Raw genomic sequence first — 19,474 nt, 5'->3', positions numbered from 1 at the left:
TGCAACGCAGCATTATCCCAGAGCGCGCCGGCCGATTGAACCGGGAAACGGTGCACGGGCGTGCGCAATGGCGCGGTTTTCAGCGCGAAAGGGTGTCGAAGTGTTGCAGCAGACGTTCGGGCAGCCAGCCGATGTGGCCGGGGAAGGCGCCGCCGAGAAAGCCGACGTGGCCGCCGTGCGGCGGGCACTCGAAGCGCACTGCCGCGGCGAGCTCCGCCGGCCGGGGCAGGGCGGCCCGCGGTACGAAGGGGTCGTTGGCGGCGTTGAGCAACAGGGTGGGCACGCGGATGGCGCGCAGCCAGGGTTTGCTCGAGGCGCGCCGCCAGTAGTCGTCGGCACCGGCGAAGCCATGCACCGGGCCGGTGTAGGCGTCGTCGAATTCGTACAGGCTGCGTGCGCGACGCACCCGGGTGGCGTCGAACAGCCCGGGGTCGCGGGCATGCTTGGCGAGGGCCTTGGCGCGCAAGGTGAGGAGAAAGTGCGCGCTGTAGAGGCGGTTGAAGCCCCGGCCCAGCGCGTGGCCGGAGATGGTCAGGTCGAGCGGCGGGCAGATGGCCGCCGCGCCGGCCAGCAGGGTGCCGGCCTCATGCTCGCGTTCGCCCAGCCACTTCAGCAGCGCGTTGCCGCCGAGCGACACGCCTGCGGCGAACAGCGGCGCGCCGCCGGCCAACGGGGCGAGGCGGCGCAGGATCCAGTCGATCTCGGTGCTGTCGCCGGAGTGGTAGGCGCGCGCCAGGCGGTTGGCTTCGCCCGAGCAGCCGCGGAAATGCGGCACCACCCCGCGCCAGCCGCGCACCGCCAGCGCGCGCAGCAGGGCGCGGGCGTAGTGCGAGCCGCTGCTGCCCTCCAGGCCGTGGAACAGCACCACCAGCGGACGTGCGGCATCCGTGCTGCGGGCCAGCCAGTCGAGGTCGATGAAATCGCCGTCCGGGGTGTTCCAGCGCTCGCGCCGCAGCGGCGGAAGCGTGCCCTTGCGGGCCAACGGCCAGATGGTCTGCGCATGGCCGCCCGGCAGCCAGGCGGGCGACTGGAAGGGGCTCAATGCACCACGTGCGGGGTGTCCTGTCCGACGAGCTCGGCCAGGTCGGGCAGGGGCGAGGCGTGGTGCATGACCATGCGCCAGCCCACCGCGCCGCGGGTGTAGACATTGGTGGCGACCATGGGCGTCTGCAGGCGGTCGTCGCCTTCGACCGCGACGTGCTCGAGCACGTTATGCACGGTCAGCATCATGCTGGCGCTCACCGTCTGGTGTGAGGTGCGCACGATCAGCCGGGTGCCGGCGGCGAACAGCTGGCGCCAGGATTCGCGCACTTCCGCCAGCCCGGTGAGGCGCGGGCCGCCGGGGTGTACGCAGACGACTTCCTCGTCTTCCGACCACACGGCCATCATCGCGTCCAGGTCGGAACGGGCCAGCGCGTCGTAGAACGCGGCCTCTACATCCGCGGCGGAAGTGAAGATGGGTTTGCTCACGGCGCTCGGGCTCCTTGGCTGCAATGCAGACGGGGGCGTCGCCGCCCCCGTCCTCGATCCACTCGGGCTCAGTGGTGGCCCTTGGGGCGCTCGCCGGTGAACACGTAATGCGCGCTGCAGTAGGGGCAAGTGGCCTCGCCGTCCTTCAGTACGTCGAGGAACACGCGCGGATGGCGCGCCCACAGCGGTGCGCCCGGTTGCGGGCAGTGCAGCGGCAGGTCGGCTGCGGTGACCTGCACCGCTTCGCTCTTGTTGGTGTTTTCAGCCATGAGGGACCTCTTTCAGACGTAGGCCAGCCAGTGGTCGTATTCCGGCGCGCGGCCGTTGACCACGTCGAAGAAGCGCGCCTGGATCCTGGTGGTGATCGGGCCGCGCTTGCCTTCGCCGATGATGCGGTCGTCCAGCTCGCGGATCGGCGTCACTTCGGCGGCGGTGCCGGTGAAGAAGGCTTCGTCGGCCAGGTAGATGTCGTCGCGGGTGATGCGCTTGGCCTGCACGTCCATGCCGAACTCGCGGGCGATCTGGATCACCGAGTCGCGGGTGATGCCGGTTAGCGCGGAGGCGATCTCGGGTTCGAAGATCTTGCCGTCCTTGATGATGAACAGGTTCTCGCCGGCGCCTTCGGCGACGAAGCCCTGGTTGTCCAGCAGCAGGGCCTCGTCGTAGCCGTGCTTGGTGACTTCCAGGTTGGCGAGAATGGAGTTCGGGTAGGTGGCGGCCACCTTGGCGCGCGGCATGGTGGAGTTCACATGGTGGCGGGTGTAGGACGAAGTCTTCACCCGGATGCCCTTCTCCAGGCCTTCCTCGCCCAGGTAGGCGCCCCACGGCCAGGCGGCGATGGCCACGTGCACGGTGGCGCCGACGGTGGAGATGCCCATCTTCTCCGAGCCGTAGAAGGCCAGCGGCCGCAGGTAGCAGGATTCCAGCTTGTTGGCGCGCACCACTTCCTTCTGCGCCTCCATCAGCTCTTCCTTGCTGTAGGGGATCTCCATCATGTAGATCTTGGCCGAATTGATCAGGCGCTGGGTGTGCTCGGCCAGACGGAAGATCGCGGTGCCCTTGGCGGTGTTGTACGCGCGTACGCCCTCGAACACGGCCAGGCCGTAGTGCAGGGAGTGGGTCAGCACGTGGGTGGTGGCTTCGCGCCACGGTACGAGCTTGCCGTCTTGCCAAATGAAACCGTCGCGGTCTGCCATCGACATGATGTGAATCTCCAGCGTGTTGGGTTGTGCGGATCGCCCGCCGGCCGGCGGGCATAACCGCGCAATTCTAACGCAAAGCCCGGGCGCCGGACGGGTGCCGGCGACCGGGCCGCGCGCGAGGTGCTGCCCCTCAGTCCGCGGCGGCCAGCGTCTGGCCCTGAACCACGTGCAGCGTGCGCTGCGGGAAGGGGATGGTCAGGCCGGCCGCGTCGAAGCGTTCCTTGGCCAGCTCCTGCAGCTCGAAGAAGGTCGGCCAGAAGTCCGCAGTGCTGGTCCACATGCGCAGCGACAGATTCACCGAGCTGTCGCCCAGCGAGGCCAGCCACACAACCGGCTCGGGGTCCTTCAGCACGCGCGGGTCCTCGTGCGCGAGTTCGAGCAGGATGCTGCGCGCGAGCTTCACGTCGTCGTCGTAGGCGATGCCCATGTTCAGGTCCACCCGGCGGGTTTCCTGGCGCGAGTAATTCACCACGCTGCCGTTGGACAGGTTGCCGTTGGGGATCACCACGGTCTTGTTGTCCGGGGTCAGCAGCACGGTGTGGAAGATCTGGATCTGGTTCACCGTGCCGCCCACGCCCTGGGCCTCGATGTACTCGCCGACCTTGAAGGGGCGGAAGATCAGGATCAGCACGCCGCCGGCGAAGTTGGCCAGGCTGCCCTGCAGCGCGAGACCGATCGCCAGGCCTGCGGCACCGATCATGGCGATGAAGGAGGTGGTCTCCACGCCCACCATGCCGGCCACGCTGACCAGCAGCAGCACCTTGAGGACGATGCCCAGCAGGCTGCCGAGGAAGCCGTGCAGCGTCGGCTCCACGCCGCGCCGCGTGAGCAGGGCGAGCATGCCGCGGGTCAGCTTGCCGACCAGCCACCAGCCGATCACCAGGGTGAGCAGGGCGAGCAGCAGGCGGCCACCGTACTGCATGATCACCGGCAGCCAGGTTTCCTGCATCCGGGCGAGCATGCCGTTCATGTCTTCCATGGGAACTCCTTGTTGTATTTGTCTCGGGCCGGCCGATTGTCGCATCTGAGCGCGAGGGTGCAAGTGCGCACCGGGGCGGCCCACGGGCGCGGCAGCCGCCATCCGCGCTAAAATTCCGGCTTTTCCCCGGATGCGGACGATGGTGCGTGACTGGAAACCCAATGTGACCGTGGCCGCGGTGATCGAGCGCGACGGGCGCTTCCTGCTGGTGGAGGAAGAGACCGCCGAGGGGCTGCGTTTCAACCAGCCGGCCGGGCACCTCGAGGCGGGCGAATCGCTGCTTGCCGCCAGCGTGCGCGAGGCGCTGGAGGAGACCGCGCATCACTTCGTGCCCGAGTGCCTGGTCGGCATCTACCAGTGGCCGCGCCCGCAGGGCGATCTCACCTATTTGCGCTTCGCCTTCGGCGGCCGGGTGAGCGGCGAGGAGCCCGGCCGTGCGCTGGATGTGGGCATCGTGCGCGCACTGTGGCTCACGCCCGAGGAGATGCGCGCCTGCAGCGCGCGCCATCGCAGCCCGCTGGTGATGCAGTGCGTGGACGACTGGCTGGCCGGTCGTCGCCACGCCCTCGACCTGATCCGCCATTACGACGCATGAGGCTGCTGCTGGGCATCCTGACGATCATGGTCGCGATGTCGGCGCAGGCCGCCTCGCCGGTGACCCTGTGCTACAACTACGGCTGCGCCGCGCGCGCGCAGCTGCGTTTCGCCAGCGACGAGCTGGATGCGCTCGATGCCCGGCTGCGCGCGGCCGGCAGCGCCGCCGAGGAGCGCGAGGTGCTCGCCGGCGTGCTCGGCAGCCTGTACCGCATTGCCGGCGAGCGCACGCCGGTGAGCGCGGATCGCGCCGGCAACCTGGGCGACCAGGGCGAGAACGGGCGTATGGACTGCATCGACCACTCGACCAATACCACCGCGCTGCTCGAACTGCTCGCCACGCGCGGCAGCCTGCGCTATCACAAGGTGCTTGCGCCGGCGCGCCGCACCCGCTTCATCCTGCAGCATTATTCGGCGGTGATCGAGGAGATCGCGCCGCCCGCGCCGCTTGCAGCGCCGGCCGAGGTGCCCGACCATGTCGGGCTGCTGCTTTTCCTGTGCGACTGCCCCGAGGTGCTCGCAGACATCCCCCGCCCGCCCGCGCCACCGCCGGGCAATCCGGGCGCGCAATTCGCGGTGGACAGCTGGTTCGTCGACAACGGCGAGCCGGCGGTGGTGCTGCCGCTGGCAGACTGGTTGAATGGAGACGGACCGAATGTCCAGTAATGTCGTGAAGCCCGGCGCCGATGCGCAGGGCATGAAGGTGGTCGTCGGCATGTCCGGCGGCGTCGATTCCTCGGTGACCGCGCTGCTGCTCAAGCAGCAGGGCTACCAGGTCACCGGCCTGTTCATGAAGAACTGGGAGGACGACGACGACGCGGACTACTGCTCCACCCGCCAGGACCTGGTGGATGTGGCCTCGGTGTGCGACGTGATCGGCATCGACCTGGAAGTGGTGAACTTCAGCGCCGAGTACAAGGACCGCGTGTTCGCCGATTTTCTGCGCGAGTACGAGGCCGGGCGCACGCCCAACCCGGACATCCTGTGCAACTCCGAGATCAAGTTCCGCTGCTTCCTCGACCACGCCATGCAGCTGGGCGCCGAGCGCATCGCCACCGGGCACTACGCCCAGGTGCGCGAATGGCACAACGACGGGCGCACCGAATACCAGCTGCTCAAGGCCGAGGACGGCACCAAGGACCAGAGCTACTTCCTCTACCGCCTCAACCAGGAACAGCTGGCCAAGACCCTGTTCCCGCTCGGCGCGCTCTACAAGCGCGAGGTGCGCAGGATCGCCGAACAGGCTGGGCTGCACGTGGCCGCCAAGAAGGATTCGACCGGCATCTGCTTCATCGGCGAGCGCCCCTTCCGCGAGTTCCTGATGCGCTACCTGCCGACCAAGCCGGGCGAGATCCGCTGCCTGGACGACGACCGCGTGCTGGGCGAGCACCAGGGGCTGATGTACCACACCATCGGCCAGCGCAAGGGTTTGCATATCGGCGGCATCAAGGGCAACCAGGACGAGGCCGGTGAGCACGAGGCCTGGTACGTGGCCGGCAAGGACGTGAAGGCCAACCTGCTCTACGTGGTGCAGGGCCACGACCATCCGGCGCTGCTCAAGGAGCGCCTGGTGGCCACCGATCTCAACTGGATTTCCGGGCGCGACCCGCACACCCACTGGGTGTACACCGCCAAGCCGCGCTACCGCACCCCCGACCAGCCGTGCGAGGTCGACCGTATCGCCGACGGGCGTGCCGAGATCGCCTTCGCCCAGCCGCAGTGGGCGCTGACCCCTGGTCAGAGCGTCGTGGTGTACGAGTCCAAGGTCTGCCTGGGCGGCGGCATCATCGTCTGATGCCGGGTGAGCGCCGCCCGGGCGGCGGCGCGCTCAGGAGTCCGACTTGTCGTCCTCGGCGGGCTTCTGCCCGAGCAGCTTGGCGACCAGCGGATTGACCGTCGCCGCCGCGCGGCGGCCGCCCGAGCCGGCGCCGAAGCGCTGCGGCGGCGGGGTGCCCTTGAGGCGGTTGTTGATCTTCAGGCCATTGAGTTTTTCGAGGTCGGTGCGTTTCATCGGGGATTCCGGTAAGGCGTTGCGCGTCAGATCAGCGGCGTGCCGTCGAGCCTGGTGCGGCAGATGGTGTCGAACAGCTTGCAGCGCTCGATGAACTCGCGCGTGCTCTTGGGCATGGGTACCCGCGCGCGGGTGATGTAGGCGATCAGGTCGCGGCCCTGGCCGATCAGGCGCTGGCCGTCGGCCACCAGCTGCTGCTCGGTGGGCGGCGCGTCGGCGGCGAGTTGCGGCGCGAAGGCGCCGAGGTTCTCCGAGGCGACCACGAAGTCGGCCCACACGTCGAAGATCGCATCGTCGGTGCGCAGCGTCTCGCACTTGAGCTTGGCCAAATCCGCGTAGCGGCGGATCAGCGGCTCGCTGCCCAGGAACAGCCGGTTACAGGCCAGCGTGTCGATCATTGCGCTGGCGATGCGGTCGATGTCGCGCATGGTCTGCGCAATCTTGATGTAACGGCTCTCGTAGAAGGCCTCCACCGGGATCGAGAAGGCGCGGAAGGGTTCGCCCCACAGCTCGTCGATGCCCTCGTCGCCGCTGCGGTGCAGGACCAGGCGGCCGAGCGACAGAGCTTCCTGCAGACAGGCGCCGCACTCGCGCATCAGCGCATTGTCTTGGTCGATCTCCACGCCCTGCTCCTGCAGTTCCACCAGCTTGGTGAAGATGTCGGTGGCACGGTTGAACAGCGAACCGGCGAGCATGGCGCCCTTGACCCGCCTGCGGGCCGGATCGGTTTCGGCCTGAAAGGCCGCGCGCGCCTCGCCCACGCGACGCCCCGGTATGTTGATGCCGTGCTCGACGTGGTTGAACAGGCGGCGCGTGAGCGCGCCGATCAGCGCCTTCTTGGCCTGCAGGCTGTCGGCCGGCGGATCGTACATCTTGATCCAGTAGCCGTCGTAGTGGATGCGTTGCACACCGTCGATCTCGCGTACGGTGCCGTCTGCAATGGTGGTGTTCATCTAGGACTGGCGGAGAAATCCCGGGCCGGAAGTGTTGGCAATGATAGCCCTATTTGCGCAGCGCAACAGCGCTTGCCCGTGGATGGCCCGCATCTGCGTCGGCGCTTTGCCTGCGCGGTTTCGCGGGTGCTGCCCGCTGCCTCAGGCGACCGGGCGCAAGGCGCGCGCGGCACGCTGGCGGCGACGCTTGAGAATGACCTTGACTCGCCAGGCGAGGCGGGCGACGACATAGCCGGTCACGGCGCTGACCACCGCCATCACCAGCATGCCCAGTACCAGCGGCTGGCCGATGCCGGTGATCCAGTGCCAGAGGTTGTCGAACCAGGGCAGGGCCGCCATCGCCTGCTCGGCCTTGACCTCGGCCAGCGCGGGATTGGCGCCGGCGTGACGGCCCAGCAAGGCGGCGCCGAGCTGGTAGGCGAAGTAGTAGATCGGCCCGTAGGTGAAGGGGTTGCTGATCAGCGTGGAGACCGCCGCGATCCACAGATTGGCGCGCCAGAACAGCGAGGCCACCGCAGCTGCGGGGATCTGCGCCACCGGGATCATCAGGCCGAAGAAGGCGCCGATGGCCACGCCTTTGGCGACCGCGCGGCGGTTGATGTGCCACAGCGAGGGATCGTGCAGGCGCGGGCCCAGCCAGCGGAGCAGGCGGCTTTGCTTGATGCTGTCGTGGGTGGGCAGGAAGCGCTTGTACATGATCGCCAACGGGAATGAACCGGCATCTTACGGCATGCGCAGGAAAGCACAACAGCCCCCATCCTGCGACGCCACTCAAGTGTTGTATCGATGCATTCCGGCCGCTGCAGCGGTCCGGAACTGCCCGGTAGACCGCAGGGTGCGGCGAAGAATTCCGTGCCGGTCCGCCCGCTGGCGGGCTCAGACGAAGTCCGGCGAAATCACCGCGCGCAACACGGTCTGGGTTTCGCCGTCGCGCACGCGGTTGGTGAACCACCAGAGGGAACCCTTCTTGATCGTCCAGTCAGCCTCTGAGCCGGACAGCAGCAACGCCGCCATGCGCCCGAGTGCCGGCTGGTGCCCGACCACCAGCACGGCGCCGCTCGAATCCGGCCAGCCGGTGGCCGAGAGCAGGCCGGCGACATTGCCGTCGGGACCGAGCGCGTTGACCACTTCGAACTCGTCGCTGAAGGCTGCAGCGGTCTGGCGCGTGCGCACCGTCGGGCTGCACAGGATGGCGAGACGCTTGGGGCGGTGCTCCTGCAGCCAGGCCGCCACGCGCCGCGCCTGCTTCTGTCCGCGCTCGGTGAGTTCGCGGGTGTGATCCGGGGTGCCGTCCACGGCTTCGGCGTGACGCCACAACAGCAAATCCATGCGCTCCTCCAATCGACAGGGCGCAGAGTCTATGCGGCCGGTGTTACACGGTCGTTAATGCAGGGGGCCCTACTTGCGCCAGGGCGTCCGGCCCCACAGCAGCGGCTTGACCTCCTGCCGCGTGCGGCGGCGCAGGCGGGCATAGCGCGGGCCATGCCAGCCGGTGATGAAGGCGGCCGCGGCGAGCAGTTCCTCGTCCTCGTCCGCCCAGCCTTCCAGGCGGCCGCGGGCGACGTCCACATCGTTGAGAAAGCCCAGCGTGGTCTGCGCGCGGGCCAGGGTTTCCAGGTAGCGGACAACCTGCCTTGCCGGGAACAGCGGGGCGAAGAACTCCGCCCCGTAGCGTAGCCGCTTGAGGGCGATGCGCAAGGCATGCAGGCGGGTGGGAATGAGGCTGGCCGAATCCTCGAAGCGGCGGCGCGCCTTCTTGCGCAGGCGGGTGAGTTGCAGGCGCGCGAAGGTGGTGAGGTCGACCGCGCCGATCAGGTTGTTGCTCGGCAAGCGGTGCAGGGCGAGGCTGAAATCCAGCATCAGGCGGCCCTGGGCGGCCGCGTTGAGATTGTGCGAGGCGTCGGCGCGAGCGCGGTCGCGCGCCTCGCGGGCCATTGCCAGCAGGCGGGGCAGGGCGTCGCCTTCGGCCAGCCCGTCGGGCACCACCGGGGCGAGCAGTTCCTCGTAGAGCACGTCCAGGTCGCGCGCGTCGCCGAAGCGGTTGGCGGTGTCGCGCAGCTTCTCGTTCCACTCATCCACGAAGCCGGGCGGCAGGGCCGGCGCGAACAGGCGCAGCAGGGAACGCAGGCGGCGCAGCGCCACGCGCAGCTGGTGGATGAATTCGGGCGCGTCGCACACCGCCGCGCCGGCGGCGTTGCCCTGCCATTGGCGCAGGCAGGCGAAGGCGAGGTCGCGGAAGGCATCGACCGGGTTCATGTCCGCGCGCAGGTGCGAGGGCTCCGCGCGTAGCGGCTTGAGCGGTTGATCGAGGAAGAGGCGGTAGCCGCGCTCGGCCTTGGACAGGTCGCTGGGCACCAGCGGCAGACTGCGGGCAAGCTCGCAGGCCAGGGCCAGCAGGTCGGTGGCCTGCCCGCTGCGCAGTTCCAGTTCGAGTTCGCAGATCGGCGTGGCGCGCTCGCCGGCGAGGATCTCGCCGCGGTCGATCATCAGCAGGATCTCGACGCCGTTGCCGGGTGCATGCAGACGGGTCTCGCGGCGGAAGCGGGTGGTGAACACCGGCACCAGCGCGGCCTCGTGCCTGGCGAGCAGGCGGGCGGCGGCGGGTTCGTCCACCGCCGAGAAGTCGAAGGCGCCGGAAAACGGCTGCTCCCACTCGGGACGGCTGCTCAGGCCGCCGGTGGATTGCGCGGCGCACTTCACGGTCTGCAGCCAGGTGCGTCCCTGGCGGCGGGTGCGCACCGCGACCTTGCGTGCCTTGAGGGCGAGATCGGCGGTGTCGTAATAGGTGTTGTCCAGGGTCGCCGTCTGGCCGAGCTTCTGCGCCGCGGCAAGCAGCGGATGGCGGCGCAGCGCCGGCAGCGACCTGGCGGGCAGGCTCAGCTTGAGTTCGATTTCCTGGCTCATGGCGCGCATTGTATGCGCGCCTTTGCCTGTACGTCATGCGCGGGATTATTACAGGGGGCAGGGGCCGTTGGGTCAAGGTGCAGGAGCGGCCTTGGCCGCGATGCGATGTTCGTTCTCCTGTACGCCGCATCGCGGCCGAGGCCGCTCCTACGCTGGTCGTAGGCCGCCGGTCATTCCTCGCCAAACACCAGCTGCCACAGGGCCTGCACCGGTTTGCGCGCAGCGCCGACCTCGTCCGGATCGACCCGCGAGGGGCGGTCGTTGAGGCGCTGGCGGTGCTGCAGGCGGCGCAGCTGGCGGTAGCTGTCGCCGCAGGCGGTGGCGAGCTCCGCCGGAATCAGCCCGAGCTCGCCGGCGATGCGCAGCAGCGCGATGTTGCCCAGGTTGCCGGTGAGTTGGGGGTGGGCATGGGCGTGGCCGAGCACCAGGTACTGGACGAGGAATTCGACGTCGACCAGGCCGCCGGCATCGTGCTTGAGGTCGAAGAGCTCGCTCTTGTCGGCGTGCGCGTCGCTCATCTTCCGGCGCATCGCCAGCACCTCGCGGCGCAGTTCGGCGAGGTCGCGCGGCAGGCGCAGGACCTCGTCGCGGATGCGCTCGAAGGCTTCGCCCAGGGCCGGGTCGCCGGCCGAGAAGCGCGCGCGGGTGAGCGCCTGGTGTTCCCACACCCAGGCCGATTCGAGCTGGTACTTGCGGAAGGATTCCAGCGAGCAGGCGATCAGCCCGGCGTCGCCGTTGGGGCGCAGGCGCAGATCGGTTTCGAACAGGATGCCGGCCGCGGTCTGGCTGGACAACCAGGTGTTGGTACGCTGGGCGAGGCGCGAATAGACCTCGGGCGCCTCCTGGGCGTCGTCGTCGTAAAGGAAGACGATGTCGAGATCCGAGGCATAGCCCAGTTCTTTGCCGCCCAGCTTGCCGTAGCTGATCACCGCAAACCTGGGTTCTTCGCGGTGGCGGATCTTGATCTTGCGCCAGCACAGCGGAATGGTCAGCGCGAGCATCAGGTCGGCCAGCGCGGAGAGGTGGTCGGCGAGCTTCTCCACGGTGAGCACGCCGGCGATGTCCTGGGTGAGCAGGCGGAACACGCGGGCGTGGTGCTGCTCGCGCATCAGGTCCATCTGGCGCTCCATGTCCGGCTCGATGGCGTCGAGCTGGGCGGCGAACTCGCTGCGGAAGTCCTCCCAGTCCGGCGCCGCGTCGAGGTTGCGGTCGTCGAGCAGTTCGTCGAGCAGGATGGGGTGGCGGGTGAGGAACTGCGCCGCCCAGCGCGAGGCGCCCACCAGTTCCGCCACCCGGCGCAGGGCCTGCGGGTACTGCTGCAGCAGCGCGAGGTAGGCGCCGCGCCGGCTGATCGCTTCCATCAGGTCCAGGCAGCGGGCCAGGGTGTCGTCCGGCGTCTTGGTGTGGGCGGCGACCTCGACCACCCGCGGCATCAGCGCATCGAAGCGGCTGCGGATGTGGTCGGGCAGCTGGCGGTAGCGCGGCGCGCTGCGGATGGCGGCCAGGCGGCCGGCGGCGGCCTGCGGGTCGCGGTAGCCGAGTTCGGCCAGCGCGGGCGCGCACTGTTCGGCGTCGCCGGCGCAGGCCCACATGTCGTCCAGGGTGTGTTCGCCGTCGCTCGGGTCGCCGAAGACGTCGTCGAAATGGCGGCTGACGACGCGGCGGTGGCGGTCGAGCTCCTCGAGCAGCGCGCTCCAGTCGGCGCAGCCCATCGCGCGGGCGATCAGTGCGCGGTCCGCCTCGCTGTCGGGCAGGTCGTGGGTCTGTGCGTCGTCCAGGTATTGCAGGCGGTGCTCCAGGCGGCGCAGGAAGGTGTAGGCGGCGCCCAGGGCCTCCACCGTGCCCGCGGCGAGGATGCCGCGCTCGGCGAGGCCGGCGAGCACCTTCAGGGTGGGGCGGATCTGCAGGCCGGTCTCGCGTCCGCCGCGGATGAGCTGGAAGACCTGGGCGATGAACTCGATCTCGCGGATGCCGCCCGGCCCCAGCTTGATGTTGTTGGCGCGGTCGCGGCGGGCGACCTCGCGGCGGATCTGCGCGTGCAGGTCGCGCATGGCGTTGATCGCGCCGAAGTCGAGGTACTTGCGGAACACGAAGGGCCGGGCGATCTCCTCCAGCTCGCGCCAGCGCTCGCCGGCCAGCACCCGCGCCTTGATCCACGCGTAGCGCTCCCACTCGCGCCCCTGGGTGATGAAGTAGTTCTCCAGCATGTCGAAGGAGCACACCAGCGGGCCCGAGTCGCCGTTGGGGCGCAGGCGCATGTCCACGCGGAAGACCTGTCCGTGCTCGGTGACTTCGGCCAGCGCCTGGATGAGCTGCTTGCCGAGCTTCTCGAAGAACTCGAAGTTGCTGATCACCTTCTTGCCGCCGGTGTCGCCGTCTTCCGGGTACACGAAGATCAGGTCGATGTCGGAGGACACGTTGAGCTCGCGCCCGCCCAGCTTGCCCATGCCGATCACCAGCAGTTCCTGCTCCCAGCCGGTGGGCGACAGCGGCAGGCCGTAGCGTTCGACCAGCGCTTCGCGCAGCAGGTCGTGGGCGGTACGCACGGTGACTTCGGCCAGCACGGTCATGGCCTCGGTGACTTCCGTCAGGCTTGCGCGTCCGGCGAGGTCGCGCACCAGCACATGGCAGATCACCCAGGTGCGCAGCTCGCGCAGCGCCGGTTTGAGCGTCTCGGTGCAGACGCCGCGTCCGGCGAGGAACGCCTGCATGGCATCCGCGTCCACCGTTTGATCGAGGTGCGCGGCGAGTTGTCCGCCCAGCCAGGGCCGGCTGTCCAGCATGCGGCGCAGGAAGCGCGACAGGCTGGCAGCGTGGCGGATGTCGTCGGGCAGGGCGGAAAGGTCGCAGGACATGGGCGGAAGGCTCGTCAACATTGGTAGAATCGTGCGCCGTGGCGCTTTGCGCCCGCGGACCGGCGGATACGGCGTCGATTGTAGCCAAGCTTGCCGGACAGCGGCCGGCCGCCGGTCGCGCCGCGCAGTCCCGTCCGTTCTTCCCCGAGTCGAGTATCGATGACCGTCCCCGCCGTTCCTCCCGCCGAAGCCCCGCACGAGGGTGCCGTCCTCGGCGTGCGCCGCCGGCAGGGGGAGCGCCTGCTGTTCTGGCTGACGGTGGCCTATTTCGTGTTCGGCGGCCTGTTCCTGGTGTTGCGCGAGGTCGTCGCGCCGCGTATCGGGGATTACCGGGCGGAGATCGCCGTGGCGCTGGAAAGGGCGATCGGCCTGCCGGTGGCCATCGACAGCCTGTCGGCCGAGTGGACCGGCCTGCGGCCGCGGCTGCACATCGGCGGCCTGCAGATCAGCGAACGCGACGGCAGCGCCGCCCTGCGTTTCGAACGTGTCGAGGCGGTGCTGGCCTGGTCCACCGTGCTGCGCCTGCAGCCCCACTTTCATCGCCTCGAGATCCTCTCCCCGCAGCTGGCCCTGCGCCGCGAGGCCGACGGACGCCTGTTCGTGGCCGGCCTGCCGGTGGATACCGATGGCGCCGGCGACGGCGGCTCCCTGGAGTGGCTGCTCGCGCAGCGCGAGATCCTGGTCCGCGACGCGGCGCTGAGCTGGAGCGACGGCCTGCGCGGCGCCCCCGAGCTGCGGCTGGAGAAGGTGTCCTTCCGCCTCGACCGGCGCGGCGGGCGCTACCGCTTCGGCCTCATGGCCGAGCCGCCGGCCGGGCTGGCCTCGCGCCTGGACCTGCGCGGCGACCTGGTGGGCACCGACCCGCGCGATCCGGTTTCCTGGGCCGGGCAGCTCTATCTCGCGCTCGATCACGCCGAGCTCGGCGCCTGGCGGCCGTGGATCGACTACCCGGTGGACATCGACGGCAGTGGCGGCCTGCGCGCCTGGATCGGCCTGGATGCCGACCGGCAGACCAGCCTGAGCGCCAATCTCGCGCTCGACGGCGTCGTCACCCGGCTGGCGCCGGAGCTGCCCGAACTCGATCTGGAGAGCCTGCGCGGACAGGTGTCGCTGCGCCGCTCGGCGGGTGGCGCAACGCTGCAGACCCGCGGCCTGGCGCTGCGCACCGGCGACGGGGTGACGCTGGCGCCGGTGGATATCGACCTCTCCGTGCGCGGGCCGAGCGGCGGCTGGGTGGAGGAGGTGTCCGAAGGCGAGTTCCGCGTCAATCGGCTCGATTTCGCTGCGCTGGCACGCCTGGCCGGTCATCTGCCGCTGGACGAGGCGGTGCGCCGCCGGCTGGCCGCCTTCGATCCGCGCGGAGAGGCGAGCGCGGTACGCATCGAATGGCGGGGGCCGGTGGCCGAGCCGCAGGGCTGGCAGATCCAGGCATCGTTCCGCGGCATCGGCCTGGCCGCGCAGGGCGCGCTGCCGGGCCTCGGCGGGCTGTCCGGCGAGATCGACGGCAGCGAACGCGGCGGGCGCTTCCGCATTGCCGGCGAGGATGCGTGGATCGACCTGCCGGCGGTGTTCCCCGAACCTCGCCTGGCGCTGTCCACCCTGCGCGCCGAAGGCGGCTGGTCGCGGCGCGATGGTGCGCTGGAAGTGACCCTCGATTCCGCCTCCTTCGAGAACGCGGACGCGACCGGCTCGGCCTCGGGGCGCTACCGCCCGGTGGCCGGCGGGCCGGGCGAGATCGACCTCACCGCGCGGCTGCAGCAGGCCGACGGCGCGGCGGTGTGGCGCTACATGCCGCTGGTGGTGAACCAGGACACCCGCGACTGGCTGCGCCGCAGTATCGTCGGCGGCGTCGCGCCCGAGGCGCGCCTGCGCCTGCGCGGCGATCTCGCGGACTTCCCCTTCATCAACGGCGCCGACGGGCAGTTCCTGGTCACCGCGCGGATTGCCGGGGCGCGCCTCGAGTACGCCCCCGGCTGGCCGGCGATCGATGCGATCGACGGCGAACTGCGCTTCGAGGGCGAGAGCATGCTGGTCACCGCCGAGCGCGGCAGCATCTATGGCGTGCGCCTGTCCGAGGTGAGCGCCGCGATCCCCAGCCTGATGGCGCACGGCGGCGAGACCATGACCATCCGCGGCCGCGCCGCCGGGGCGACCGCGAATTTCCTGCGCTTCGTCTCCGAGAGCCCGGTGGCGACCCGCATCAACCGCTTCACCGACGACATGCGTGCCGAAGGTGCCGGCACGCTGGACCTCACCCTGGTGATGCCCTTGCGCCAGATCGCCGACACCACGGTAGAAGGACGCTACCGCTTTGCCGACAATCGGCTGTGGGTGGTGCAGGGCTTGCCGCCGCTCGAGGCGGCCGCCGGCACCCTGCGCTTCACCGGCGACACCATGGCCATCCCGCAGGCGAAGGCGCGCCTGTTCGGCGAGCCGCTGACGCTCACCGCGCGCACCGACGAGGAGGGCATCGTCGGCTTCAAGGCCTCCGGCAGCCTGGCGGTGTCCGCGCTGCGCGGCGAAATGGACTGGCCGGCGCTGGCCCACCTGTCCGGCAGCACGCCGTGGAGCGCGGACATCGCCCTGCGCCGCGAGGGCGTCCAAGTGACGGTGCAGTCCGAACTGGCCGGCATCGCCTCCAGCCTGCCGGAGCCGCTGAACAAGCCGGCCGGCGACCGTTGGCCGCTGCGTTTCGAACTGGTCGGCATGGACGGCGGTCAGCGCGAGCGCATGCGCGCGACGCTGGCCGATCGCATCGACCTGGCCCTGCTGCGCCGGGCCACGCCGCTCGGCTGGGCGGTGGAGCGCGGCGGCCTCGGCGTGTTCCGGCCGCTGCCCAGCGCCGAGGACGGGGTGATGGTCGATGCGCGGCTCGATGCGCTGGACGTGGATGCCTGGCGTCGTGCGCTGCGTGCGCCGTCCGCGGACGAATCCGCCGGCGCGCCCGCGCTGCCGCTGGCCGGGCTCAGGCTGGACACCGGACGGCTGCGCGCCTTCGGCCAGACGCTCAACGACGTCGCGCTGCGGGCCACCGCGCAGTCGGGCGACTGGCGCGGACAGATCGCCAGCCGGGAAGCGAACGGGCGTTTCGAGTGGCGCAACGCGGGGGACGGCGCGCTGCTGGCGCGCTTCGAGCACGTAACGCTGGCGGCCGGCGAGGACGAGGCGGAGGCCGAGGCGGTCGACGACGAGCCGCTGCGCCGCCTGCCGGCGGTCGACCTCCAGGTCAAGGATTTCAAGCTGCGCGACAAGGCGCTGGGCGAGCTCGAGGTCAAGGCGGTCAACCGCGGCGGCGAATGGCAGCTTGAGTCGCTGGCGATCCGCAACCCGGACGCACAACTGAGCAGCTCGGGCGTGTGGCGCACCGGCGCGCGCCAGAGCACCCGGCTCGATTTCCGCCTGGAGACCGGCAACGTCGGCGCGCTGCTGCAGCGCATCGGCTACCCGGACGCGGTGCGCGACGGTGAGGCGGTGCTGGCCGGCAAGCTTGGCTGGCGGGGAGCGCCGATCAAGGTCGACTACCCGTCGCTTGCGGGCAGCATGCAGATCGATGCCGCCAAGGGGCAGTTCAACAAGCTCGAGCCGGGGGTCGGCCGCCTGCTTGGTGTGCTCAGCCTGCAGGCGCTGCCGCGGCGCATCACGCTGGACTTCCGCGACGTGTTCTCGGAAGGATTCGTGTTCGACCGGGTTTCCGGTAGCATCGGCGTGGATGCGGGCGTGATGCACACCGACGACCTGCTGATCCGTGGTCCGGCGGCGCGCATCGCGATGCGCGGGGATACCGATCTGGCGGCGGAGACGCAGGACCTGCGCGTCACCGTGCAGCCGACGCTGAGCGAATCGATCGCCATCGGCGCCGCCGCCGGGCTGATCAATCCGGTGGCCGGCGTGGTGACCTACATCGCGCAGAAGGTACTGAGCGATCCGTTCGAGAAGCTGCTGGCCTTCGACTACGCGATCACCGGCACCTGGGGCGAACCGAAGGTCGAGAAGCTCACCGGCAGTGCCCCGCCGCCCGCCGCGCGGGATGCCGCGCCCTCCGACCAACCCGACCCGGCTGCGCCGCGGTCCGAATCCGCCCGGCAACAATGACACAAGCGCTCGAAAACCCTGCTGTTTCCACGGTGCGCATCGCCGCCGTACAGACCGTGTCCGGCCCGGACGTGGCCGAGAACCTGCGCGTGGCCGGTGAGCTGGTGGCCGAAGCCGCCGCCGCCGGCGCCCGCCTGGTCGCGCTGCCGGAATACTTCCCGCTGATCACCGCCAACGAGACCGCCAAGGTGCGCATCCGCGAGCGCGACGGCGAGGGTCCGCTGCAGGACTTCCTGCGCGAGACCGCGCAGCGCCACAAGGTCTGCCTGGTGGGCGGCACCATCCCGCTGGCCGCCACGGCCGACGACAAGGTGCGCAACAGCACCCTGGTGTATGACGAGCGCGGCGAGCGCATCGCGCGCTACGACAAGGTGCACCTGTTCGGTTTCCGCAAGGGCGAGGAGTCCTACGACGAGTCGGTGACCATCGAGGCCGGCCGCGAGGTGGTGCGCTTCGATTCGCCGGCCGGGCCCACCGGCCTGTCCGTGTGCTACGACCTGCGCTTTCCCGAGCTCTTCCGCGCGATGGGGGCGGTGAACCTGATCATCCTGCCGGCCGCCTTCACCTACACCACCGGGCGCGCGCACTGGGAAGTGCTGCTGCGCGCGCGTGCGATCGAGAACCAGTGCTACGTGCTCGCGCCCGCACAGGGCGGTCGCCACCCGAGCGGGCGGGTGACCTGGGGCCACAGCCTGGTGATCGACCCCTGGGGCGAGGTGCTGGCCTGCCGTGAGGAAGGCCCTGGCGTGGTCGTGGCCGATGTCGACCCGGCGCGCATCGCCTCGGTGCGCGAGAGCCTGCCCGCGCTGCGCCACCGCTGCCTGTGAGCGGCAGTGCCCGATTGATCGTTTTGACGCCTGCCGGGTCCAACCCGGGCAGCCCCAACCTGGATACGCCATGAGTCAAGCCAAGAATGCCCTGAAGGTCGCCGACCGCTACCTGCTGAGCCCCTACGACCTGTCCGCCGAAGGCCTGGAGAAGGTCTTCCGCAAGCTGATGCGCCACGACATCGACTTTGCCGACCTGTACTTCCAGTACCACCGTGCCGAGGCCTGGAGCCTGGAGGAAGGCATCGTCAAGGCCGGCAGCTTCGACATCGAGCAAGGGGTGGGGGTGCGCGCGATCAGCGGCGAGAAGACCGCCTTCGCCTACTCCGACGACATCTCGCTGAACGCGCTGCTGGATGCGGCCACCGCCACCCGGGCGATCGCCGAGGCCGGCAAGCGCCGCAAGGTGCAGATCGCCCCGGCGCGCGGGCGCAACCGGTTGTATCGCGCCGACGACCCGCTCGATTCGCTGGAGGATACCGCCAAGGTCAAGCTGCTCGAACGCCTGGAAGGCTTCGCGCGCGCCGAAGATGCCCGCGTCACCCAGGTCATGGCCCATGTCGCCGGCTCTTGGGAGGTGGTCATGGTGGCGCGCAGCGACGGCCACCTGGCCGCCGACGTGCGCCCGCTGGTGCGGGTGTCGATCACCGTGATCATGGAGGACGGCGGCCGCCGCGAGCAGGGCAGCGCAGGCGGCGGCGGACGCTTCGACTACGGCCACTTCTCCGACGAGCTGCTGCGCGACTACGCGCGCGCCGCGGTGCATCAGGCACGCACCAACCTGGATGCCGCCCCTGCGCCGGCCGGCACCATGACCGTGGTGCTGGGCTCGGGCTGGCCGGGCATCCTGCTGCACGAGGCCATCGGCCACGGCCTGGAGGGCGACTTCAACCGCAAGGGCAGCTCGGCCTTCTCCGGGCGCATCGGCCAGCAGGTCGCCGCCAAGGGCGTCACCGTGGTGGACGACGGCACCATCCCCGACCGCCGCGGCTCGCTCACCATGGACGACGAGGGCAACCCCACCGAGCGCACCGTGCTGATCGAGGACGGCATTCTCACCGGCTACATGCAGGACATGATGAACGCCCGCCTGATGGGCATGGCGCCCACCGGCAACGGGCGGCGCGAGTCCTACGCCCATTTGCCGATGCCGCGCATGACCAACACCTACATGCTCAACGGCGACAAGGACCCGGAGGAGATCATCCGCTCGGTGAAGAAGGGGCTGTACGCGGCCAACTTCGGCGGCGGCCAGGTGGACATCACCTCGGGCAAGTTCGTGTTCTCCACGTCCGAGGCCTACCTGATCGAGAACGGCAAGGTCACCCGCCCGGTCAAGGGCGCCACGCTGATCGGCAACGGCCCGGACGCGCTCACCCGGGTGTCGATGATCGGCAACGACATGGCGCTCGACCCCGGCGTGGGTACCTGCGGCAAGGACGGCCAGAGCGTGCCGGTGGGCGTGGGCCAGCCCACCCTGCGCATCGACGGACTGACGGTGGGCGGAACCGCCTGAACGAGGAGTTTTCCATCCCGCTGGGCCGGCAACGCCGCCCCGCGGGCGCCCGCGTGCGGGCGAAACCGAAG

The 19,474-nt window shown here is 69.9% G+C and carries 17 protein-coding genes; 6 read left to right on the top strand and 11 right to left on the bottom strand.

What is annotated here, in order from left to right; genetic code table 11:
• Positions 1-79 precede the first annotated feature (79 nt).
• The 5 genes from IAI53_RS17515 to IAI53_RS17495 form a co-directional block, all read right to left on the bottom strand.
• Positions 80-1,042 (bottom strand): YheT family hydrolase, encoded by a 963-nt coding sequence (locus IAI53_RS17515; RefSeq protein WP_187719522.1) that lies wholly within the window; start codon positions 1,040-1,042, stop codon positions 80-82.
• Positions 1,039-1,470: a YybH family protein gene (locus tag IAI53_RS17510; RefSeq protein ID WP_187719521.1), complete on the bottom strand. Its 432-nt coding sequence runs from the start codon at positions 1,468-1,470 to the stop codon at positions 1,039-1,041. Before IAI53_RS17510 ends, IAI53_RS17515 begins: the two co-directional genes overlap by 4 nt.
• A gap of 68 nt (positions 1,471-1,538) precedes the next feature.
• Positions 1,539-1,739 carry a zinc-finger domain-containing protein gene (locus IAI53_RS17505; protein ID WP_187719520.1) on the bottom strand — a complete coding sequence of 67 codons (201 nt, stop codon included), beginning with the start codon at positions 1,737-1,739 and terminating at the stop codon, positions 1,539-1,541.
• Positions 1,740-1,751: 12 nt separating this feature from the next.
• Positions 1,752-2,672: a branched-chain amino acid transaminase gene (locus tag IAI53_RS17500; RefSeq protein ID WP_187719519.1), complete on the bottom strand. Its 921-nt coding sequence runs from the start codon at positions 2,670-2,672 to the stop codon at positions 1,752-1,754.
• A gap of 130 nt (positions 2,673-2,802) precedes the next feature.
• On the bottom strand, positions 2,803-3,651 hold the full coding sequence (locus IAI53_RS17495; protein WP_187719518.1) for a mechanosensitive ion channel family protein: 849 nt from the start codon (positions 3,649-3,651) through the stop codon (positions 2,803-2,805).
• A gap of 139 nt (positions 3,652-3,790) precedes the next feature.
• On the opposite strand from IAI53_RS17495, the gene IAI53_RS17490 reads away from it, so the two are divergent.
• Genes IAI53_RS17490 through mnmA form a run of 3 tightly spaced genes read left to right on the top strand, consistent with a single transcriptional unit; the run spans position 3,791 to position 6,040 of the window.
• Positions 3,791-4,246 (top strand): NUDIX hydrolase, encoded by a 456-nt coding sequence (locus IAI53_RS17490; protein WP_187719517.1) that lies wholly within the window; start codon positions 3,791-3,793, stop codon positions 4,244-4,246.
• Positions 4,243-4,911 (top strand): hypothetical protein, encoded by a 669-nt coding sequence (locus IAI53_RS17485; RefSeq protein WP_187719516.1) that lies wholly within the window; start codon positions 4,243-4,245, stop codon positions 4,909-4,911. Before IAI53_RS17490 ends, IAI53_RS17485 begins: the two co-directional genes overlap by 4 nt.
• Positions 4,912-4,942: 31 nt before the next feature.
• Positions 4,943-6,040: a tRNA 2-thiouridine(34) synthase MnmA gene (gene mnmA / locus IAI53_RS17480; protein WP_187719682.1), complete on the top strand. Its 1,098-nt coding sequence runs from the start codon at positions 4,943-4,945 to the stop codon at positions 6,038-6,040.
• 33 nt (positions 6,041-6,073) lie between these two features.
• Here mnmA and IAI53_RS17475 read toward each other — a convergent pair whose 3' ends face one another.
• The 6 genes from IAI53_RS17475 to glnE all read right to left on the bottom strand — a co-directional run bounded on the left by IAI53_RS17475 (position 6,074) and on the right by glnE (position 12,968).
• Complete coding sequence (locus IAI53_RS17475; RefSeq protein WP_187719515.1) at positions 6,074-6,256, bottom strand: hypothetical protein; 183 nt, start codon at positions 6,254-6,256, stop codon at positions 6,074-6,076.
• A 26-nt stretch (positions 6,257-6,282) separates the two neighbouring features.
• Positions 6,283-7,209, bottom strand: coding sequence for a hypothetical protein (locus IAI53_RS17470; protein ID WP_187719514.1), 927 nt, complete (start codon positions 7,207-7,209; stop codon positions 6,283-6,285).
• Positions 7,210-7,350: 141 nt separating this feature from the next.
• Positions 7,351-7,905 carry a DUF2062 domain-containing protein gene (locus IAI53_RS17465; protein ID WP_187719513.1) on the bottom strand — a complete coding sequence of 185 codons (555 nt, stop codon included), beginning with the start codon at positions 7,903-7,905 and terminating at the stop codon, positions 7,351-7,353.
• 180 nt (positions 7,906-8,085) lie between these two features.
• The gene (locus tag IAI53_RS17460) at positions 8,086-8,538 is read right to left on the bottom strand and encodes a SixA phosphatase family protein (RefSeq protein ID WP_187719512.1); all 453 of its coding nucleotides are present in this window, start codon (positions 8,536-8,538) and stop codon (positions 8,086-8,088) included.
• A gap of 69 nt (positions 8,539-8,607) precedes the next feature.
• Entirely contained in the window at positions 8,608-10,113 is a 1,506-nt protein-coding gene (locus tag IAI53_RS17455) for a CYTH and CHAD domain-containing protein (protein ID WP_187719511.1), read from the bottom strand.
• Positions 10,114-10,283: 170 nt separating this feature from the next.
• Positions 10,284-12,968 carry a bifunctional [glutamate--ammonia ligase]-adenylyl-L-tyrosine phosphorylase/[glutamate--ammonia-ligase] adenylyltransferase gene (glnE, locus tag IAI53_RS17450; RefSeq protein WP_187719510.1) on the bottom strand — a complete coding sequence of 895 codons (2,685 nt, stop codon included), beginning with the start codon at positions 12,966-12,968 and terminating at the stop codon, positions 10,284-10,286.
• Positions 12,969-13,127: 159 nt separating this feature from the next.
• Between glnE and IAI53_RS17445 the strand changes: the two genes are divergently transcribed.
• The 3 genes from IAI53_RS17445 (at position 13,128) to tldD (ending at position 19,403) form a co-directional block, all read left to right on the top strand.
• Entirely contained in the window at positions 13,128-17,060 is a 3,933-nt protein-coding gene (locus IAI53_RS17445) for a YhdP family protein (protein WP_187719509.1), read from the top strand.
• Positions 17,057-17,887, top strand: a complete 831-nt coding sequence (locus IAI53_RS17440; protein WP_187719508.1) for a carbon-nitrogen hydrolase family protein — start codon at positions 17,057-17,059, stop codon at positions 17,885-17,887. Before IAI53_RS17445 ends, IAI53_RS17440 begins: the two co-directional genes overlap by 4 nt.
• Before the next feature lie 70 nt (positions 17,888-17,957).
• Entirely contained in the window at positions 17,958-19,403 is a 1,446-nt protein-coding gene (tldD, locus tag IAI53_RS17435) for a metalloprotease TldD (protein ID WP_187719507.1), read from the top strand.
• Positions 19,404-19,474: the final 71 nt, after the last annotated feature.

Origin of the sequence: Thauera sedimentorum (assembly GCF_014489115.1) — a bacterium.
In the GTDB taxonomy this organism is placed as follows: Bacteria; Pseudomonadota; Gammaproteobacteria; order Burkholderiales; family Rhodocyclaceae; genus Pseudothauera; species Pseudothauera sedimentorum.
The sequence above is the reverse complement of the archived record's forward strand: the minus strand, read 5'-3'. Positions and strand labels throughout refer to the sequence as shown.